Genomic DNA, 15,498 nt, shown 5'->3' on the forward strand with positions numbered 1-15,498 from the left:
AGCACCGGGCCGACGCGTCCCGCTGAAGAGAGGTTTGTCATGAAAGATCCTGTCCGCCCCCGGACGTGCGTCGCCCCGGGCGGGAGCCGAGACCCGCCCGGTGATCCCGGGCCGCCACCCGGCGGTCGCCACCTGCCCACGTCAACGTCAAGGAGCTCACCACCGTGTCCGTCAACCTTTCCACCCAGGACCAACTCACGCTTCGCACGGCCGCGTACGGTGCGGTCACGCTGCTGTCGGCCGCCGGAGCCGCCGGCGGCTCACCCCACAAGATCGCCAACGGAGGGTCCATCGCCCTGGCCTCGGCAACCGGCCTGGTCGGGCACGTGCTCGCGGAGAAGTCCACGGGTATTGACCTGGGCGGCAGGTCGGTGGCCGAGATCGCCGACCGCGTTCTGCCCGCCCTGACCGAGGCGATGCGCCTGCTCGCCGAGCAGGCTCCGGCCGAGGCCGACAACTTCCGCCGCACCGTCGTCGTCGCCCTCGACGCGGCCGTCCGTACCCGGCAGGGCGCACCCGATCTCACCGTCGCCGACATGACCAACAAGATCATCGCGGCGCTCGACGCCGCCGAGGCCACCCCGGAGGTGACCACGTGACGACCCCGGCGATCTCGGTCTCCGGCCTGCGCAAGGCGTACAAGGACAAGACCGTCCTCGACGGCGTCGACTTCGACGTCCACGCCGGCACGGTGTTCTGTCTGCTCGGCCCCAACGGCGCGGGCAAGACGACGACGGTGAACGTGCTGACCACGCTGGTGCAGGCCGACGGCGGCGCGGTCCGGGTCGCCGGCCACGACCTTGCCACCGACGCCAAGGCGGTCCGCGCGGCCATCGGCGTCACCGGCCAGTTCGCGGCCGTCGACGAGCTGCTGACCGGACGCGAGAACCTCCAGCTGATGGTGGACCTCAACCGCGGGGTCGCCGGCGACGGCGAGCGGATCGTCGCGGACCTGCTGGACCGGTTCGAGCTGACCGCCTCGGCGGACAAGCCGACCTCCACCTACTCCGGGGGCATGCGCCGCAAGCTCGACCTGGCGATGACGCTGGTCGGCAATCCGCGGATCATCTTCCTCGACGAGCCGACGACGGGCCTGGACCCGCGCAGCCGCCGCACCATGTGGTCGATCGTGCGTGACCTGGTCGACGACGGCGCGACCATCTTCCTCACCACGCAGTACCTGGAGGAGGCCGACCAACTCGCCGACCGCCTCGCGGTGCTCGACCAGGGCCGCCTGGTCGCCCAGGGCACGCCGGAAGAGCTCAAGCGCCTCATCCCCGGAACACACGTACGGCTGCGGTTCTCCACCGCCGCCGAACTCGACGCCGCCGCGGGGATCTTCCCCGAGGCCACCCGAGACGACGACGCGCTGGCCCTGCGGGTGCCCGCCGACGGCGGCACGAAGTCACTGCGGGCCCTGCTGGACCGGCTCGACGAGCACTCCCTCAGTGCCGAGGAGTGCTCCGTGCGCACCCCGGACCTCGACGACGTTTTCCTCGCCCTGACCGGCCACGCCACGGAGGTCGACACGAAATGAGCGCCCAGTCCCATTCGCTGGTCATGCTGCGCCGCAACCTCAAACACCTCACCCGGAACCCGACCTCGGTGTTCAACGCCGTCCTGATGCCGATCATCATCATGCTGATGTTCGTGTACATGTTCGGCGACGCCTTCAACGTCGGCGTGGACTACATCGACTACGCGACGCCGGGCCTGATCCTGCTGGCCGTCTGCTACGGGCTGGGAGCCACCGCGACGGCGGTGAACTCCGACATGACCAAGGGCATCATCAACCGGTTCAAGGCCATGGACGTCTCCCGCGGCGCGGTGCTGGCCGGCCACGTCATCACCAGCGTGCTGACCAACGTGATCGCCATCGCGGCGCTCGTCGGAGTGGCCTTCCTGCTGGGGTTCAGCCCGGAGGCGAGCCTGACCGACTGGCTCGCCGTGGGTGGCGTCGTCGTTCTGCTCGCGTTCGCGGCGGGCTGGTTCACGGTCGCGCTGGGACTGTCGGCGAAGTCGCCGGAGACAGCGGGCATGGCCGCCGTGCCGCTGGTCATGCTGCCGTTCTTCAGCAGCGCGATCGTACCGGCGGAGAAGATGGGACCGGGTCTTCGTCAGTTCGCCGAGTACCAGCCGTTCACGCCGATCATCGAGACCGTGCGCGGCCTGCTCGACAGCGCGCCCGACACCACCGACGCGGCCGTCGCCGTCGCCTGGTGCGTGGCGATCGCCCTCGTCGGCTACCTGTGGGCGCGTTCCGCCTTCACGAAGCGAGCGTGACCCGGGCCGGTGTGGGGGCGTTTGCGGCGCCGTCTCGGTGAACGTAATCCGACGAGGCGGCGCCGCAACGGGTCGAGAGCCCTTGCGCTCGGCACCTGGCCGTCGCGGCCGAACGGCCGTCACCGGCATGTTCTTGTCAAGCTGTCAGATCAGGGGCCGTCTTGCTCACGTCGCAAATTTCGCTGCACCACATCATCCGCCGCTACGACGAGCGCACCGTGCTGGCCGGCGTGTCCTTCAGCGTCAAACCGGGCGAGAAGGTCGGCATCATCGGCGACAATGGCGCCGGGAAGTCGACCCTGTTACGCCTGATCGCCGGGGTGGACCGACCCGACAACGGGGAACTGACGGTGATTGCCCCCGGCGGTGTCGGCTACCTGGCCCAATCGCTGGCGCTGCCGCCACATGCCTCGGTCCAGGACGCGATCGACCTCTCTCTGGCCGACCTCCGCGAGCTCGAGTCGCTGATCATGCACACCGAAGCCGGACTGAACGGTCTGTCGAGGGCTGAACTCGTCGCCGGCCTGGAGCACTACGCCGGGCTGGTCTCCCGTTACGAAGCACGGGGCGGGTACGGGGCGGACACCCGGGTCGAGAAGGCGTTGCACCGGCTCGGCCTGCCGAATCTGGACCGTACGCGGGCGCTCGGCACCCTGTCCGGTGGGGAGCGGTCCCGGCTGGCGCTGGCCGCCACGCTGGCCTCCCAGCCGGAACTGCTCCTGCTCGACGAGCCGACCAACGACCTCGATGATCAGGCCGTGGGCTGGCTGGAGGCGCGCCTGCGGCAGCACCGCGGCACACTGCTCGCGGTCACCCATGACCGGGAGTTCCTCAGCCGGGTCACCGACACGATCCTGGACGTCGGTCAGGGCACGGTGACACGCCACGGCGATGGCTACGACGGGTACCTGACCGCCACGGCCGCCGAACGCCGCCGTCGGCTACAGGAGTACGAAGACTGGCGCCATCAGCTGGTCCGCAACCGTAAGCTCGCTGCCGCCAACGCGTTCCGTCTGGAAGCGATCCCGCGTAAGGCGCCGATGGCCAAGTTCGGGCACGGCGCCTTCCGTGCCCGCGGCCGTGATCACGGTGCGATGGGACGCATCCGCAACGCCAAGGAGCGCATCGAGCGTCTCACGGCAAACCCGGTCGCGCCGCCGCCCGACCCGCTGGTGTTCTCGGCCAGCATCACCGGCGTCGACAAGGACGCCCCGGAGACGGTTGCCGAGCTCACCGAGGTTCGCGTCACCGACCGGCTGTACGTGCCGTCACTGCGGATCGGCGGCACGGACCGGCTTCTGGTCACTGGGCCTAACGGGGCGGGCAAGTCCACCCTCATCCGGGTCCTGGCAGGAGAACTGCGCCCGGACGATGGAAGGGTACGCACCCAGGGCCGGATCGGTCACCTGCGGCAGCAGATGACGCCGTGGCCGCCGGACCTGACCGTGTTGGAAGCGTTCGCCGGCGGGCCGGCTGGTGACCCGGACGAACTGCTGTCGCTGGGCCTGTTTCGGCCGGCTGACCTGCGGTTGCGGGTAAGGGAGCTGTCGTACGGACAACTCCGCAAGCTCGAAGTGGCGCGCCTGGTCAGCAAGCCGGTCGACCTGCTGCTCCTGGACGAGCCGACCAATCACCTCAGCCCTGCTCTGGTCGAGGAGTTGGAGCAGGCGCTGGTCGACTACCAGGGCGCAGTGGTCGTCGTCACCCACGACCGCCGGATGCGGGCTTGGTTCGCCGCCACGCACCTACAGCTACGTGCCGGCCACGTGGAACAACTCAGCGAGCGGACCGGCTGACGCCGGCACCTGCCGCGACGGCGGTGCCAGGGGCGAAGAGAACCTCAGAGGGGAATGGCGAGTAATGGAGACTGACGTAATCATCGTGGGCGCCGGTCCGGCGGGCCTGATGTTGGCCGGGGAATTGCGCCTGGCCGGAGCCCGAACGGTGGTGCTGGAGCGCCACCCGCAGCCGCGAGACATCCCGAAGGCCAGCGGCCTCGGCGGGCGGATCCTGGACCTGCTGCGCCACCGGGGAATTCTGGAGCGATTCGAGGAGGCCAGCAGCAATCCCCAGGTGGCCCCTCGATTTCCGTTCGGCACCATGCACCTGGACTTCACGCACCTGGCGGATCCGCCGATGCGGGCGATGCCAATTCCGCAGCGGGAGGTCGAGCGACTGCTCGAGGAACGCGCGCGGGAACTCGGCGCTGACGTCCGTCGCGGACACGACGTGGTCGGGGTGACCCAGGACGATGCCACGGTGACCGCGGACGTGCGTGGGCCGGACGGGCCCGCGCGAGTGACCGCTCGATACCTGGTCGGTTGCGACGGTGGGCGCAGCCGGATCCGCGACCTCGCGGGGATCGCGTTCCCCGGCGTGACCTACCCGGAGGTCAACAGGCTGGGCCAGGTCACCGTGCCCGACTCGGTGACGGTGCTCGACAACGGCGACATCGACGTTCCCGGACTGGGCCGGATCCGCGCGGGGTTCACGCGGACGGACCGCGGTGTGTTCGCGTTCGCGATCACCGCCGGCGTCCTGTTCGTGCAGATCACCGAGGACGAAACCACCGAGTACGACGACGACGAACCGCTGACCCTGACCGAACTCGCAGAGAGCGCTCGCCGTGTGCTCGGCGCGGACCTCCCGCTGGGGGAACCGATCCGGCTGTCGCGCTACACGTTCAAGGATCGGCAGGCCGAACGATACCGCCACGGGCGGATCATGCTGGCCGGCGACGCAGCCCATCTGTTCCCCGCCACCGGTACGGCACTCACCGTCGGCATGCTCGACGCGGTCAACCTCGCCTGGAAGCTGGGCGCCGACATCCACGGCTGGGCGCCGGCCGGCCTGCTGGACACGTACCACGACGAGCGCCACCTCGCCGGCGCACGTGCACAGCTGCAGACCCGAGCCCAGGCGGCCATGAGGCGCGGACACGACCCGGCCGCCGAAGCGCTCCGGCAGGTTTTCCAGGAACTGGTCGTCGACGAGCCGGCGCTGCGCCGGATGGGAGCACTCGTCGCTCATGCCGACGTCCGCTACCCGATGCCGGGCGCTGGCCACCACGCCTTGGCCGGCACCTTCGCACCCGACCTCACCCTGCACACCGACCGGGGCATCACCAGCGTCGCGGAGCTCATGCACACCGCACGGCCCGTCCTCCTCGACCTTGCCGACCGCCCCGAGTTGCGCCAGCTTGCCGGAGACTGGGTCGCTCGCGTCGACATCCGCACCGCGAAGACCGACACCCGACCAGCAGACGTCCTCCTGATCCGCCCCGACGGGCACGTCGCCTGGGCCGCGACGCTCGACGAACCCACCGTCACCGCCGGGGCCACGTTGCGAGACGCGCTCTCCCGCTGGTTCGGCACACCGCCAAAGCCAAGGGGAGTGCCAGCTGTCGAGAACGGCTGCTCGAACGGGCCGGCGTCGTGAAGGTGGTACGGACGCGGAAGGTGCGGGGACAGCTGGGGGCGCGGTTACAGGCCCCGGTCGCTCTGTTCCACCCGGCACCGCGCGAGCGCGTCGAGGGAGGTGCCAGGTGACCTCAGACGTGCGGAGGTTGCCGGCCGGGTTCGGGCAGCTGTGGGCTGCGCAGACGGTGTCGTCACTCGGTGACGGGGTGTCGCATGCCGCGCTGCCGCTGCTCGCGTTGATGTTGACGCGGGATCCGATGGCGTTCGCCGTCATGTCTAGCGAGACGGCCCCGGGAAGTCGGGCCGACGACGGTGGCCGGACCAGTTACGTGTCCGGGTAGCTCACAGCTGGTAGGCGAGGTTGATCATCATGCCGGTCTCGGCGTGGTAGATGTTGTGGCAGTGGGTCATCCACTGCCCGGGGTTGTCCGCGTCGAGGTCGACGGTGACGGTCTGGCGCGGGGTCACGATGACGGTGTCCTTGCGGGGGCCGCCGTCGCGGAGGGCGAAGGTGTGCCCGTGCACGTGCATCGGGTGGAACATCATCGTCTGGTTGACCATCCGCAGCCGTACCCGTTCGCCCTCCCGCACCAGGAGCGGCTCGGCGTCGCTGAAGGTCTTGCCGTTGATGGTCCAGCGGTAGGGCATCATGCTGCCGCCGAGGACCAGGTCGTGGGTCCGGTCCGGGGCGCGCTGGGGCAGCCTTACGCTGTCGGCGGCCCGCAGATGGTTGGTGAGGATGACGCGCCGGTCGAGTTCGGCCGCGTGTACCTCGGTCGACGGTGGCCTGCCGCCTCCGGTCCGGACCACCGCGAGCGCCTGCCCCGTCTTGCCCTCGGCGACCGCGACCAGGGGGAACACTCCGTCGGCGACGATGACCTCGACGTCGACCCGTTCCCCCATCCCGACGACCAGTGCGTCGGTGACGTCCGGGACGACCGGGAATCCGTCGCTGTGCGTGACGGTGAGCCGGTGCCCGCCCAGCGCCACCCGGAACGCGGTATCGGAGGCGGCGTTGACCAGCCGGATGCGTACCCGCTGGCGGGGCCGGGCGGTGAGCGTGACGGGGGCGGCCGGCGCCCGACCGTTGATCAGGTAGTGCGGGTAGTCGACGTCGCCCGCGCCGCCGAGCAGCGGCGACATCATGGTCTCCATTCCGCCGCCGCCCATCGGCATCCCGGCGCCGTGGTTCATGCCGTGCATGCCGTGCCCACCGTGCATGCCGCTCATATCCGCGCCGAGGGCGGCCAGGACGTCGTCCGGCGTGCGCCCGGTGCCGTCGACCCAGTCGTCGAGGACGACGATCCACTCCTGGTCGTAGCGGCCTGCGTCGTTCGGGTCGTCCACGATCAGTACGCCGTGGAGCGCCCGGTCGAGTTGCACGCCGGAGTGCGGGTGGTAGAAATAGGTTCCCGGGTCGGGCAGGGTGAACTCGTAGGCGAAACGCCCGCCCGCGCCGATCGGGTCCTGGGTGACGCCGGGGACGCCGTCCATGTCGTTGCGCAGCGCGATGCCGTGCCAGTGCACGCTGGTGTCCGTGGGTAGGTCGTTGACCACGTCGACGCGGAGCCGGTCGCCGGCCTTCGCCCTGATCAGCGGGCCGAGGGCGGCGTCGGCGTAGCCCCAGGTGTCGACCGTCACGCCGCTGAGATCCAGGGTCACCGGTCGGGGGTTGAGGGTGGCGCGGACGGTGGCGGCGCCGGGGCGTCGCCGGGCCAGTTCGGCGCGGCGGATGGCCTCGGCGTGCGGGTCGACCAGTTTCGGTGCGTTGCGTTCGGCGGCGACGGCGACGACGCCGACGGTGCCGGCGAGACCGACAGCGCCGGCGGCCCCGGCGAGCAGGTGGCGGCGGGTGAGCAGCAGTGCCATGGAGACTCCTTCGGTCGTCTCCAGCGTGATCAACCGCCGGCCCGGCGAGTAGGGATCGGGCCGCATCTTCAGAGAATCTTCATGGCCCCCGATGGGGTCGTTCCGCCGGCTTCGCGCCATGGTTGAGGGGGACGAGAGGTCACCCTGAAGCCGCACCGGGGGCACTCCGGGCGGGTGGGTCAACGACGAGGAAGTGGACGTAGCCGATGAGCAGGACGTCGCAGTCGATGCGACCGCGCAGCCGGCCCGGATCCGGGCGGAAGACGCAGGGTCGCAGTGCGCCGGCCGCACCGACGCGGAAGATCGTCATCGCGGCGCTGGCCGGGCTGGCCGTCCTCACCGCCGTGGTGGTGTTCGCGCTACGCGGTCAGGGTTCTTCGGACGACCACACCACAGGTGGTGCCGGGCACCAGGGGTTCGGGCACGTCCACGGGATCGCGTTCGACCCGGGCAGCAGCGCCCTGTACGTCGCCACGCACGTCGGGCTGTTCCGCATTGACGATCCGCGGACCGCCGTACGCGTGTCGAAGGACGATCTGGACCTGATGGGCTTCACCGTGGTCGGACCCGGGCATTTCCTGGCCTCCGGCCACTCCGCGCACGGCCCGGCCAACGTGGGCCTGATCGAGTCGACCGACGGTGGCGTGACCTGGCGGGAGAAGTCGCTCTCGGGTGCGGCGGACTTCCACGGGCTCCAGGTCGCCCACGGCTCGGTCTACGGCCACAACTCGACCGACGGCGCGTTCATGGTCAGCGCCGACCAGCGGAGCTGGGAGCAACGTTCCCGGCCGGCGATCGGCGCGTTCGCGGTCAGCCCGATTGACGGCGGGACCGTCCTCGCCGTCGGACGCGACGGCCTGCAGCGCTCCACCGACGGCGGCCGCAGTTGGCAATCGGTGCCCGACGCCCCCGCTGTCGGCCTACTGACCTGGGACCGCACCGGCGTGTGGGCGGCCGCCCGGGACGGAGCGGTCTGGTCGTCGACCGACGGCGGGGGGCAGTGGCAGCGGCGCGGCGCCGTGCCGGGTGAGCCCCACAGCTTCGCCGTGCAGGACGGCACCCTCTTCGCCGCCCTCAGCGGTGACCGGGTCGTCGCCAGCACCGACGGCGGTGCCACCTGGACCGACCGGTACGCGCCGGAGTGAGGAGTACGGCCGCGAGGGACCAGGACATGAGTGGACGGGTGCTGGTCGTCGACGACGAACGGAGCCTCGCCAAGGTCGTGGCGAGCTACCTCGAACGCGACGGCTACCAGGTGCGTTGCGTCTTTGACGGCCCGGCGGCGCTGGACGCCGCGCGGGAGGACGAGCCCGACGTCGTTGTCCTGGACCTGATGTTGCCCGGCCTCGACGGTGTGGAGGTGTGCCGGCGGTTGCGGGCGTTCAGCGACTGCTACGTCATCATGCTGACCGCCCGCACCGAGGAAACCGACAAGCTGACCGGGCTCGGTGTCGGGGCCGACGACTACCTCACCAAGCCGTTCAGCCCTCGAGAACTCGTCGCCCGCGTCGCGGCGATGCGGCGTCGGCCACGCCAGCCGCGCGTCGGGCCGGAGCCGGCACCGCGCCGGTTCGGTCCGCTGGAGGTGGACGTGCCGGCCCGCGAGGCCCGCCTCGACGAGGTGCCCGTGCCGCTCACGCGCACCGAATTCGATCTGCTGGCGGTGCTGTCCGCCCGACCGAATGTCGCGCTGAGCCGCGCTGAGCTGATCACCGCGGTGTGGGGTGAAGGGTGGGTGGGCGACGAGCACCTGGTCGACGTGCACATCGGCCATCTGCGGCGCAAACTCGGCGACGACCCCGCCCGCCCCCGGTTCATCCTCACCGTCCGGGGCATCGGCTACCGGATGGGACCGCAGTCGTGAACCTCAGGCGGGTCAACCTCGCGATGCGGCTCTTCGCCGCGCAGGTGCTCGTGCTCGCCGTGGGCGGGTTGACCCTGGGGCTGGTCGCCGGCGCGGTGGGCCCACGGATCTTCCACGACCACCTGAGCCAGGTCGGCGGCGAGGTCAGTGCCGAGGCGACCCGGCACGTCGAGGAGGCGTACGCCTCGGCGAATCTGCTCGCGCTCGGTGTCGGCCTGCTCGCCGCGCTGGTCGCGGCGCTGGCGGCCAGTGCGTACGCGACGCGGCGGATCGCCCGCCCGGTCACTCACTTCGCGTACGCGTCGGCCAGCCTCGCCGACGGGCACTACGACGTCCGCATGGCCGACCCTGGCCTCGGCGACGAGCTCAAGATCCTCGCGGACTCCTTCAACACCATGGCGGAACGTCTGGAGACCGTTGAAGCGACCCGGCGACGGCTGCTCGCCGACCTCGGCCACGAACTGCGCACGCCGCTCGCCACCATCGAGGCCTACCTGGAGGCGGCTGAGGACGGCGTCGCCGTCGACGACGAAGACCTCCAGTCGGTGCTGCGTGCCCAGACCGAGCGGCTGCGCCGACTCGCCGACGACATCGCCGCGGTGTCCCGCGCCGAGACGCATCAGCTCGACCTGCACCCGGTACGGACGGCCCCGGCGGACCTGGTCCGGGACGCCGTGGCGGCAGCGCGGCCCCGCTACGCCGGCAAGGGCGTGACCCTGCGCAGCGACCTTCGCCCGTCCCCGCAGGTCGACGTCGACCCACAGCGGATGGGGCAGGTGCTCGGCAACCTGCTGGACAACGCGCTACGGCACACACCCGAGGGCGGGACGGTCACGGTACACGTGACCGGCGGTGCCAGAAGTGTGGAGCTGGCGGTGGCCGACACCGGTCCCGGCATCCCGGTGCAGCACCTCCCGCACGTCTTCGAACGCTTCTACCGGGTCGACACCGCCCGGGACCGGGGCAACGGCGGATCCGGGATCGGGCTCGCCATCGTGCGAGCCGTGGTCAGCGCCCACGGGGGACGGGTACGGGCGGAGAACGTCCCGGGCGGTGGCGCGATGGTCACGTTGGTCCTGCCACCGGCGGGACAGGCGCAGGTCTGACCGGACGAAGCGGCCCCTGGCGCAGTTCGCCAGGGGCCGCTTCGGTGCCCGGTCGGGTCAGGCGGAGTAACCGCGTGAGGCGGCCCAGTTCGCCAGCTCCTCGACGTCCATCCAGTAGGTACCGTCACCCACCGGCTGCCACGGGTCGGCGATCTTCACCTTCTCACCGTCACCCTCGTAGGCGACCACGGTCAGGTAGTGGCCCGGGAACGACCGCTCGACACCGTCGAGGTCGGTGCCGGCACCGATGACGTTGACCACCGCGACCCGCTCGTCGTCGACGGCGGCCTTCAGGTCGGCCTTCATCCGCTGCACCTGTTCCGGCGTGACCGAATCGGTCGACAGCTCACCGGCCTGGTAGACCTCGGACCCGAGCTCCTCGTTCAGCACACGGGTGATCTCGAAGACCGACGACGTACCGGCCTCGGTGGTGCCCAGCTTCTCGGCCAGCTCGTCCTGGCTCGGGACCTCGCCCTGCGCGCTCAGCGCGATCCGCGTCGATGCCGGCCCGCAGTAGTAGAAGTTCGGCTGCGCCTCGAACGCGTAGTCGCCCACGCGCTTGTCCGCGCCGTCCTTGGCCTTGTCGGCCTGGGCAGCGCTCACCGGCGCGCTCGCCTGCGGCGCCGCCGCTTCGGCGGCGACGGCCGGGCCGGCGGCGAGAGCACCGGCGAACGCCAGACCGGCGACACCGAGAGCACTCTTGCGCACAATCCCGGTGGTCACATTCTCAGGAAGCCAACGAGTGAACGTAGTCATGGGTATTCGCCTCTCATCCGGGGGTGAGCGGCACGCGACCTACACGAGGGCGCACCACTGATGCGATGTCAACCGGAGACAAGACCCGGGGAGTCGCCCTCACCCGGGGCACCGGAGATGTAACGACGTCGGGAGAACCCGCATTCCGCCGGCAGCCTCTTCCTCGGCGAGCACCGGGCCCGGTCGAGTCCCCGTCTCAACCTCCCCGATCAGCGGGACATTCCGGGAACCAAGCTGTTCGCACCAGCGGACATCGTCCGCGGAACGCGCCAGCGAGGCATCCCTGCCCAGGTCCGTCTTTCCTTCGCTCTGCGCCTTTTCGGGTCATTCCGGGCGGCAGCTGCCGGAATTCTCGTAACGTCGCGAGTGTGACGGGCATCGCGAGGTCATGGAGGCGTCCGATGATGTGGGACGGCGCGATGGCGGGCTGGATGATCGTTTGGTCGATCCTGATCCTGGCCGGCCTGGTGGCACTCATCATGCTCGCCGTACGGACGTTCTCCAGTGGCCCCGGAGGGCGAACCGGTGGACGGGCCTCGGCCCGCCGGATCCTCGACGAACGCTACGCACGCGGCGACATCAGCGACGAGGAGTACCGCCAGCGCCGGCAGACGCTGGAGTAGACGTACCACCCGGCTGGGCGCGAGGACGACCCGCCCTGGAACGACCATCACATGAGGCGGCCGGGGAACGCCACGGTAGAGCCCCGCCACGGTCAGCGACGCGACCAGGGCCATATCGCTGCACCCGCAAACACGCCTACCCCTCCTGACTGCCCTCGACATGGTCTTTCTACCCTGCGGCCAGTACTCCCGCCGGAGGACGCGGCAGCCGCACAACGGCCGTCCGGATTGGTGACAACCAACGCAACATCGATCAACCCTCAAGGCAACAGCTCGGAACAGGGGACGATCATGAGAAACTTGGCGTCATCCTCAAGCGGTGCGGATGCCGGGACACCAGCCGACAACGGCTGGAGAACTCCTGTCCCCGGCTCGCCGAACGCAGACACGGGACCTGGTACTTCCACTGCTCCGCCACAGACCTGCTAGGCCACCGAGGAACACTCTGGAAACCTCCCACACCCTGCTCCTCCCCGTGGTCGAGAGCTGATGACCCCCACCCTGTATTCATCCGATTGGATGCGGTCGCTGTGCTCGCTTGCTGAAGACCAGCAGACCGGGTCGGTTGGTCATCGGTAGGCCCTCGGGTGAAGTCCGGTCACCGGGTCTCGTCGGTCCGGCGTCCGGACGGTGTCCACCGCCGTGCACCCGCATCCAGCATGCCCTGCACGTCGAAACCTGGTAGGTGAGCCGCGTCCTGCGTAGGGACTGGTCAGTACCGATCGTCGAGGATCTTCTTCATCTGGGTGATCTCTTCCTCCTGGGACTTCACGATCTGGCCGCAGAGCTCGACGATCTCCGGATCGGTGATGTTCGACTCCTGGCAGACCAGGACCGCTCGGGAGTGGTGCGGGATCATCGACTTGAGGAAGCCCTCGTTGCCCACGAACGGCTCGGTGCGCACCGCCGCGAACCCGCCGACGAAGAGAGCGCCCAGCACCGCGTACAGCGCGATGTTGAGACGCCTGTCGGTGAACATCTGGTGCATGACGCCCATCATGATGAAGCCCATGACCGACACCATGATCACCGACATGTAGAAGTTGCTCAGGTTCAGGTAGAAGTCTGACCACCTGCGGATTTGCGACATCGTGAGGACGAACATGACCGCGAGGCTGATCAGCAGGACCAGGCCGAACCGGATGTAGTTCTTCATATTTTCTCCTCCGTCGGTTCACCGATGGTCGGTCATTCTCGAGGGTTTCGGTCACATTAATGGCATTTCTGCACGCCGGCGCGTGCCTGCGATGGGAGGAACAGGGTGGGGGGCGCCGCCACGGCGGTCTGCCCTGGCACGGCGGCGCCGGGCGCGAAATCGAGCCGCAGGCCCGGTCAGGAGAGCCGGCCGCGGCGAGAGCCCGTCGGCAACGGGGCGAGCAAGGTTGGCGGGCAACGACAACAGGTGGTGGCCGCACCGACCACGATCCGGACCGGCCGCTCGGACAACGGCACGTGCAGGGGTTGACCGGGGGTCTGCCAGGTCCCCATGAAGCTCAGGGCGCGATGCCGGTACGAGGCGTCCCCGGCCGCTCCTGGGCTGGGCCATGATGGTTCCCCTCAACGGTCGGCTGTCGTTTCTCGTCCCATGAAGGAGGTGACCCCGCACTTCGGGCGGAAACCTGACCTGCGTCGCGCCGTGACCGGACCGCTGAACTCCCAGGAAGGAACGACACGGATGAAGCGCAAGACGCTGGGTGTGGCCAGCGCCCTGGCCGTCCTCGCAGCGGCGGCGTTCGCGGTGGTGGCGGCACCCCGACCGGCGTACGCCCACGGCGCGATGACCTCGCCGGCTACCCGGACCTGGGCCTGCTACCTGGAGGGGCCGGAGAGCCCGCTGAGCAATGCCTGCCGGGACGCCGTCGCGCAGGGCGGCAGGCAGCCGCTGTACGACTGGTACGGCGTGCTGATCGGCAACAACGCCAGCCGCCACCGGGAGTTGATCCCCGACGGCCAGCTCTGTGGTGTGGTCATCCGTGGCCGTGCGGGGACGCCAAGCTTGCGTTGCTGGCCGAGTACGAGCGGGATCGGGTGTGCCTGTTCGTCTATCTGGCCGGCCTGCTCGGTGAGGCGGTGGACGACCTGGGCAAGCTGCGGCCGGACGAGGTGAGCAGCGACGCGGAACTGTTCGATCGTTTCCTGGGATGGCCGAGCCGAGGAACGCTATTCAGAATTGGCCCATCCCCATGTTCGATAGATCTCCAGTCCGGTGACGGTGCGTAGTACGGCAGCCGCCAATTGCCAGCTGACCAGGGCGTAGTCGCGGTTCAGTCGGGTGCGTTGGTGGAACCAGCGTGCGCGGGCTTGGTGGCGGCGTCGCCAGGTGAGCCATCGGATGCAACTCACGGCACATGCACCCGGGGGATGGCTGGGCGAGGAGCTGCCGAATCTGCGCCCCTGCCTCCTGCTACCGAAGCCGGCGCGCCAAGGCGTCCGTGCGGCCCCACGCCGCCAATAGCGTCGCCCTCCAACCCCAACGCGACACCACAGGCGACCCAGAACTCACGTAGCGCGAACTGGCGCCCCACCTCCACATTGGCGATCGTGCTGCGTGACCAGCGCACCAGGACCGCCAACCGGTCCTGAGTCACACGCGCCGACCGCCGCGACTCCGCCAGGACACGCCCCAACATCCGGCGGGACTCGGCGACAACCTCAGGCGTCACCACATCCAAGCGGCTGGGAGCCGCGAGCGCGGCCAGAACGGAGGCTGTCACCGCGAGCCACCGCCCTCATCAGACAGACCAGCCCGCAGCCCAGCCGGCGCACACTCCGCAGCGGTGCGCGCCAGCATCAACCGGGCCGCCTGTCCGTTCCTGGCTCTTTGGATCCTCCAAGTCCTCGAGGTCTCGCCAGCGCGCACCAGCCGAGGGCAACTACCGTCCGGCTGGCAGCGGGAGCAAACGTTGCGGTGATGGAGCCCACGACGAAGCCGGCTATCAACACCGCGAATGGCGGCTCAGTCGGTCGCGTCTTCGCTGTCACATCTGCCTCCGACGAGACTGGGCTTTGGCGTGGTCAGCCCGCCACATACCCGCCCGAGTCATGAGGTCGACCCCGGACCAGATTCACAGTGGGACCGTTCCACGTCGAGCGGACGTGCGGGCGGCACGCTGCCTGGAGGGGTTCGGCCGGCTCTCCGGGACGTCCGCAGAGTTGGGGTTGCGTCGAAACCGCGTCCATCGACGCCTCGGCAGTCGACGTCTGCCAAACAGTCTCGCCGGCAGCACGAATCGGCCTGGCCCCGGTGACATGTCCGGCGTGGCGGACCAGCCGGGCCGGCACGGTCAGTAGCCGGTGGCGCAGGGTGCCCAGGTGTTCCTCCCAGGTTTCGATGTCTCCATCAAACCCGGTGCGGGACAAGGCACCCCATTCATGCCACGCGGTGTTGTATTCCTACCCACGGATCCGGGTCTGACCGCAGCTCACCCGCCTGCCCCGTGGCCGCCATGGCCAAGGGGGCGGCGGCCTGCCCCGTGCGTGCAGACCCGACGGTTTCGCGGCCAAGTCCGCAGATCCGTTGGGTCACAAACGCCCGACCAGCCGCAACGATCGAACTGCCCAGACAACACGCAGCCCGG

General features: G+C 69.7%; 14 protein-coding genes and 1 pseudogene. 11 read left to right on the plus strand and 4 right to left on the minus strand.

What is annotated here, in order from left to right:
* The first annotated feature begins 164 nt into the window (after positions 1-164).
* The 5 genes from FHX32_RS12625 to FHX32_RS12645 all read left to right on the plus strand — a co-directional run bounded on the left by FHX32_RS12625 (position 165) and on the right by FHX32_RS12645 (position 5,721).
* Positions 165-599, plus strand: coding sequence for a hypothetical protein (locus FHX32_RS12625; protein WP_167181236.1), 435 nt, complete (start codon positions 165-167; stop codon positions 597-599).
* Positions 596-1,537, plus strand: a complete 942-nt coding sequence (locus FHX32_RS12630) for an ATP-binding cassette domain-containing protein (RefSeq protein ID WP_167181238.1) — start codon at positions 596-598, stop codon at positions 1,535-1,537. Before FHX32_RS12625 ends, FHX32_RS12630 begins: the two co-directional genes overlap by 4 nt.
* The gene (locus FHX32_RS12635; RefSeq protein ID WP_167181240.1) at positions 1,534-2,283 is read left to right on the plus strand and encodes an ABC transporter permease; all 750 of its coding nucleotides are present in this window, start codon (positions 1,534-1,536) and stop codon (positions 2,281-2,283) included. The genes FHX32_RS12630 and FHX32_RS12635 overlap by 4 nt, the downstream gene beginning before the upstream one ends.
* A 161-nt stretch (positions 2,284-2,444) precedes the next feature.
* The gene (locus tag FHX32_RS12640) at positions 2,445-4,079 is read left to right on the plus strand and encodes a TlrC/CarA/OleB/SrmB family ABC-F type ribosomal protection protein (RefSeq protein ID WP_167181242.1); all 1,635 of its coding nucleotides are present in this window, start codon (positions 2,445-2,447) and stop codon (positions 4,077-4,079) included.
* On the plus strand, positions 4,039-5,721 hold the full coding sequence (locus tag FHX32_RS12645) for an FAD-dependent monooxygenase (RefSeq protein WP_486481028.1): 1,683 nt from the start codon (positions 4,039-4,041) through the stop codon (positions 5,719-5,721). Before FHX32_RS12640 ends, FHX32_RS12645 begins: the two co-directional genes overlap by 41 nt.
* Before the next feature lie 323 nt (positions 5,722-6,044).
* Here the strand turns inward: FHX32_RS12645 and FHX32_RS12650 are convergent, their stop codons facing one another.
* On the minus strand, positions 6,045-7,571 hold the full coding sequence (locus FHX32_RS12650; protein ID WP_167181244.1) for a multicopper oxidase family protein: 1,527 nt from the start codon (positions 7,569-7,571) through the stop codon (positions 6,045-6,047).
* A gap of 206 nt (positions 7,572-7,777) precedes the next feature.
* Here FHX32_RS12650 and FHX32_RS12655 point away from each other — a divergent pair, with 206 nt between their 5' ends.
* Genes FHX32_RS12655 through FHX32_RS12665 form a run of 3 tightly spaced genes read left to right on the plus strand, consistent with a single transcriptional unit; the run spans position 7,778 to position 10,541 of the window.
* Positions 7,778-8,716, plus strand: coding sequence for a F510_1955 family glycosylhydrolase (locus FHX32_RS12655; RefSeq protein ID WP_208418058.1), 939 nt, complete (start codon positions 7,778-7,780; stop codon positions 8,714-8,716).
* 26 nt (positions 8,717-8,742) lie between these two features.
* Entirely contained in the window at positions 8,743-9,435 is a 693-nt protein-coding gene (locus FHX32_RS12660) for a response regulator transcription factor (RefSeq protein WP_167181246.1), read from the plus strand.
* Entirely contained in the window at positions 9,432-10,541 is a 1,110-nt protein-coding gene (locus FHX32_RS12665; RefSeq protein ID WP_167181248.1) for a sensor histidine kinase, read from the plus strand. Before FHX32_RS12660 ends, FHX32_RS12665 begins: the two co-directional genes overlap by 4 nt.
* Positions 10,542-10,598: 57 nt before the next feature.
* Here FHX32_RS12665 and FHX32_RS12670 read toward each other — a convergent pair whose 3' ends face one another.
* Positions 10,599-11,264: a C39 family peptidase gene (locus FHX32_RS12670; protein ID WP_486481029.1), complete on the minus strand. Its 666-nt coding sequence runs from the start codon at positions 11,262-11,264 to the stop codon at positions 10,599-10,601.
* A gap of 401 nt (positions 11,265-11,665) precedes the next feature.
* On the opposite strand from FHX32_RS12670, the gene FHX32_RS12675 reads away from it, so the two are divergent.
* Positions 11,666-11,920 (plus strand): SHOCT domain-containing protein, encoded by a 255-nt coding sequence (locus FHX32_RS12675; RefSeq protein WP_486481030.1) that lies wholly within the window; start codon positions 11,666-11,668, stop codon positions 11,918-11,920.
* Between the two features lie 712 nt (positions 11,921-12,632).
* Here FHX32_RS12675 and FHX32_RS12680 read toward each other — a convergent pair.
* Positions 12,633-13,076: a DUF305 domain-containing protein gene (locus FHX32_RS12680; protein WP_167181252.1), complete on the minus strand. Its 444-nt coding sequence runs from the start codon at positions 13,074-13,076 to the stop codon at positions 12,633-12,635.
* A 621-nt stretch (positions 13,077-13,697) separates the two neighbouring features.
* Here FHX32_RS12680 and FHX32_RS35055 point away from each other — a divergent pair.
* Together FHX32_RS35055 and FHX32_RS35060 are read left to right on the plus strand one after the other, a co-directional pair.
* Positions 13,698-13,829, plus strand: a pseudogene (locus FHX32_RS35055) (lytic polysaccharide monooxygenase); the annotation flags it as partial.
* Entirely contained in the window at positions 13,811-14,140 is a 330-nt protein-coding gene (locus tag FHX32_RS35060) for a hypothetical protein (protein WP_486481103.1), read from the plus strand. The pseudogene FHX32_RS35055 and the gene FHX32_RS35060, both read left to right, overlap by 19 nt.
* Positions 14,141-14,259: 119 nt before the next feature.
* On the opposite strand, the gene FHX32_RS12690 is transcribed toward FHX32_RS35060, so the two are convergent.
* Positions 14,260-14,550, minus strand: a complete 291-nt coding sequence (locus tag FHX32_RS12690; protein ID WP_486481104.1) for a helix-turn-helix domain-containing protein — start codon at positions 14,548-14,550, stop codon at positions 14,260-14,262.
* Positions 14,551-15,498 lie beyond the last annotated feature (948 nt).

The sequence above is a fragment of the Micromonospora sp. CNZ280 genome (assembly GCF_011759515.1).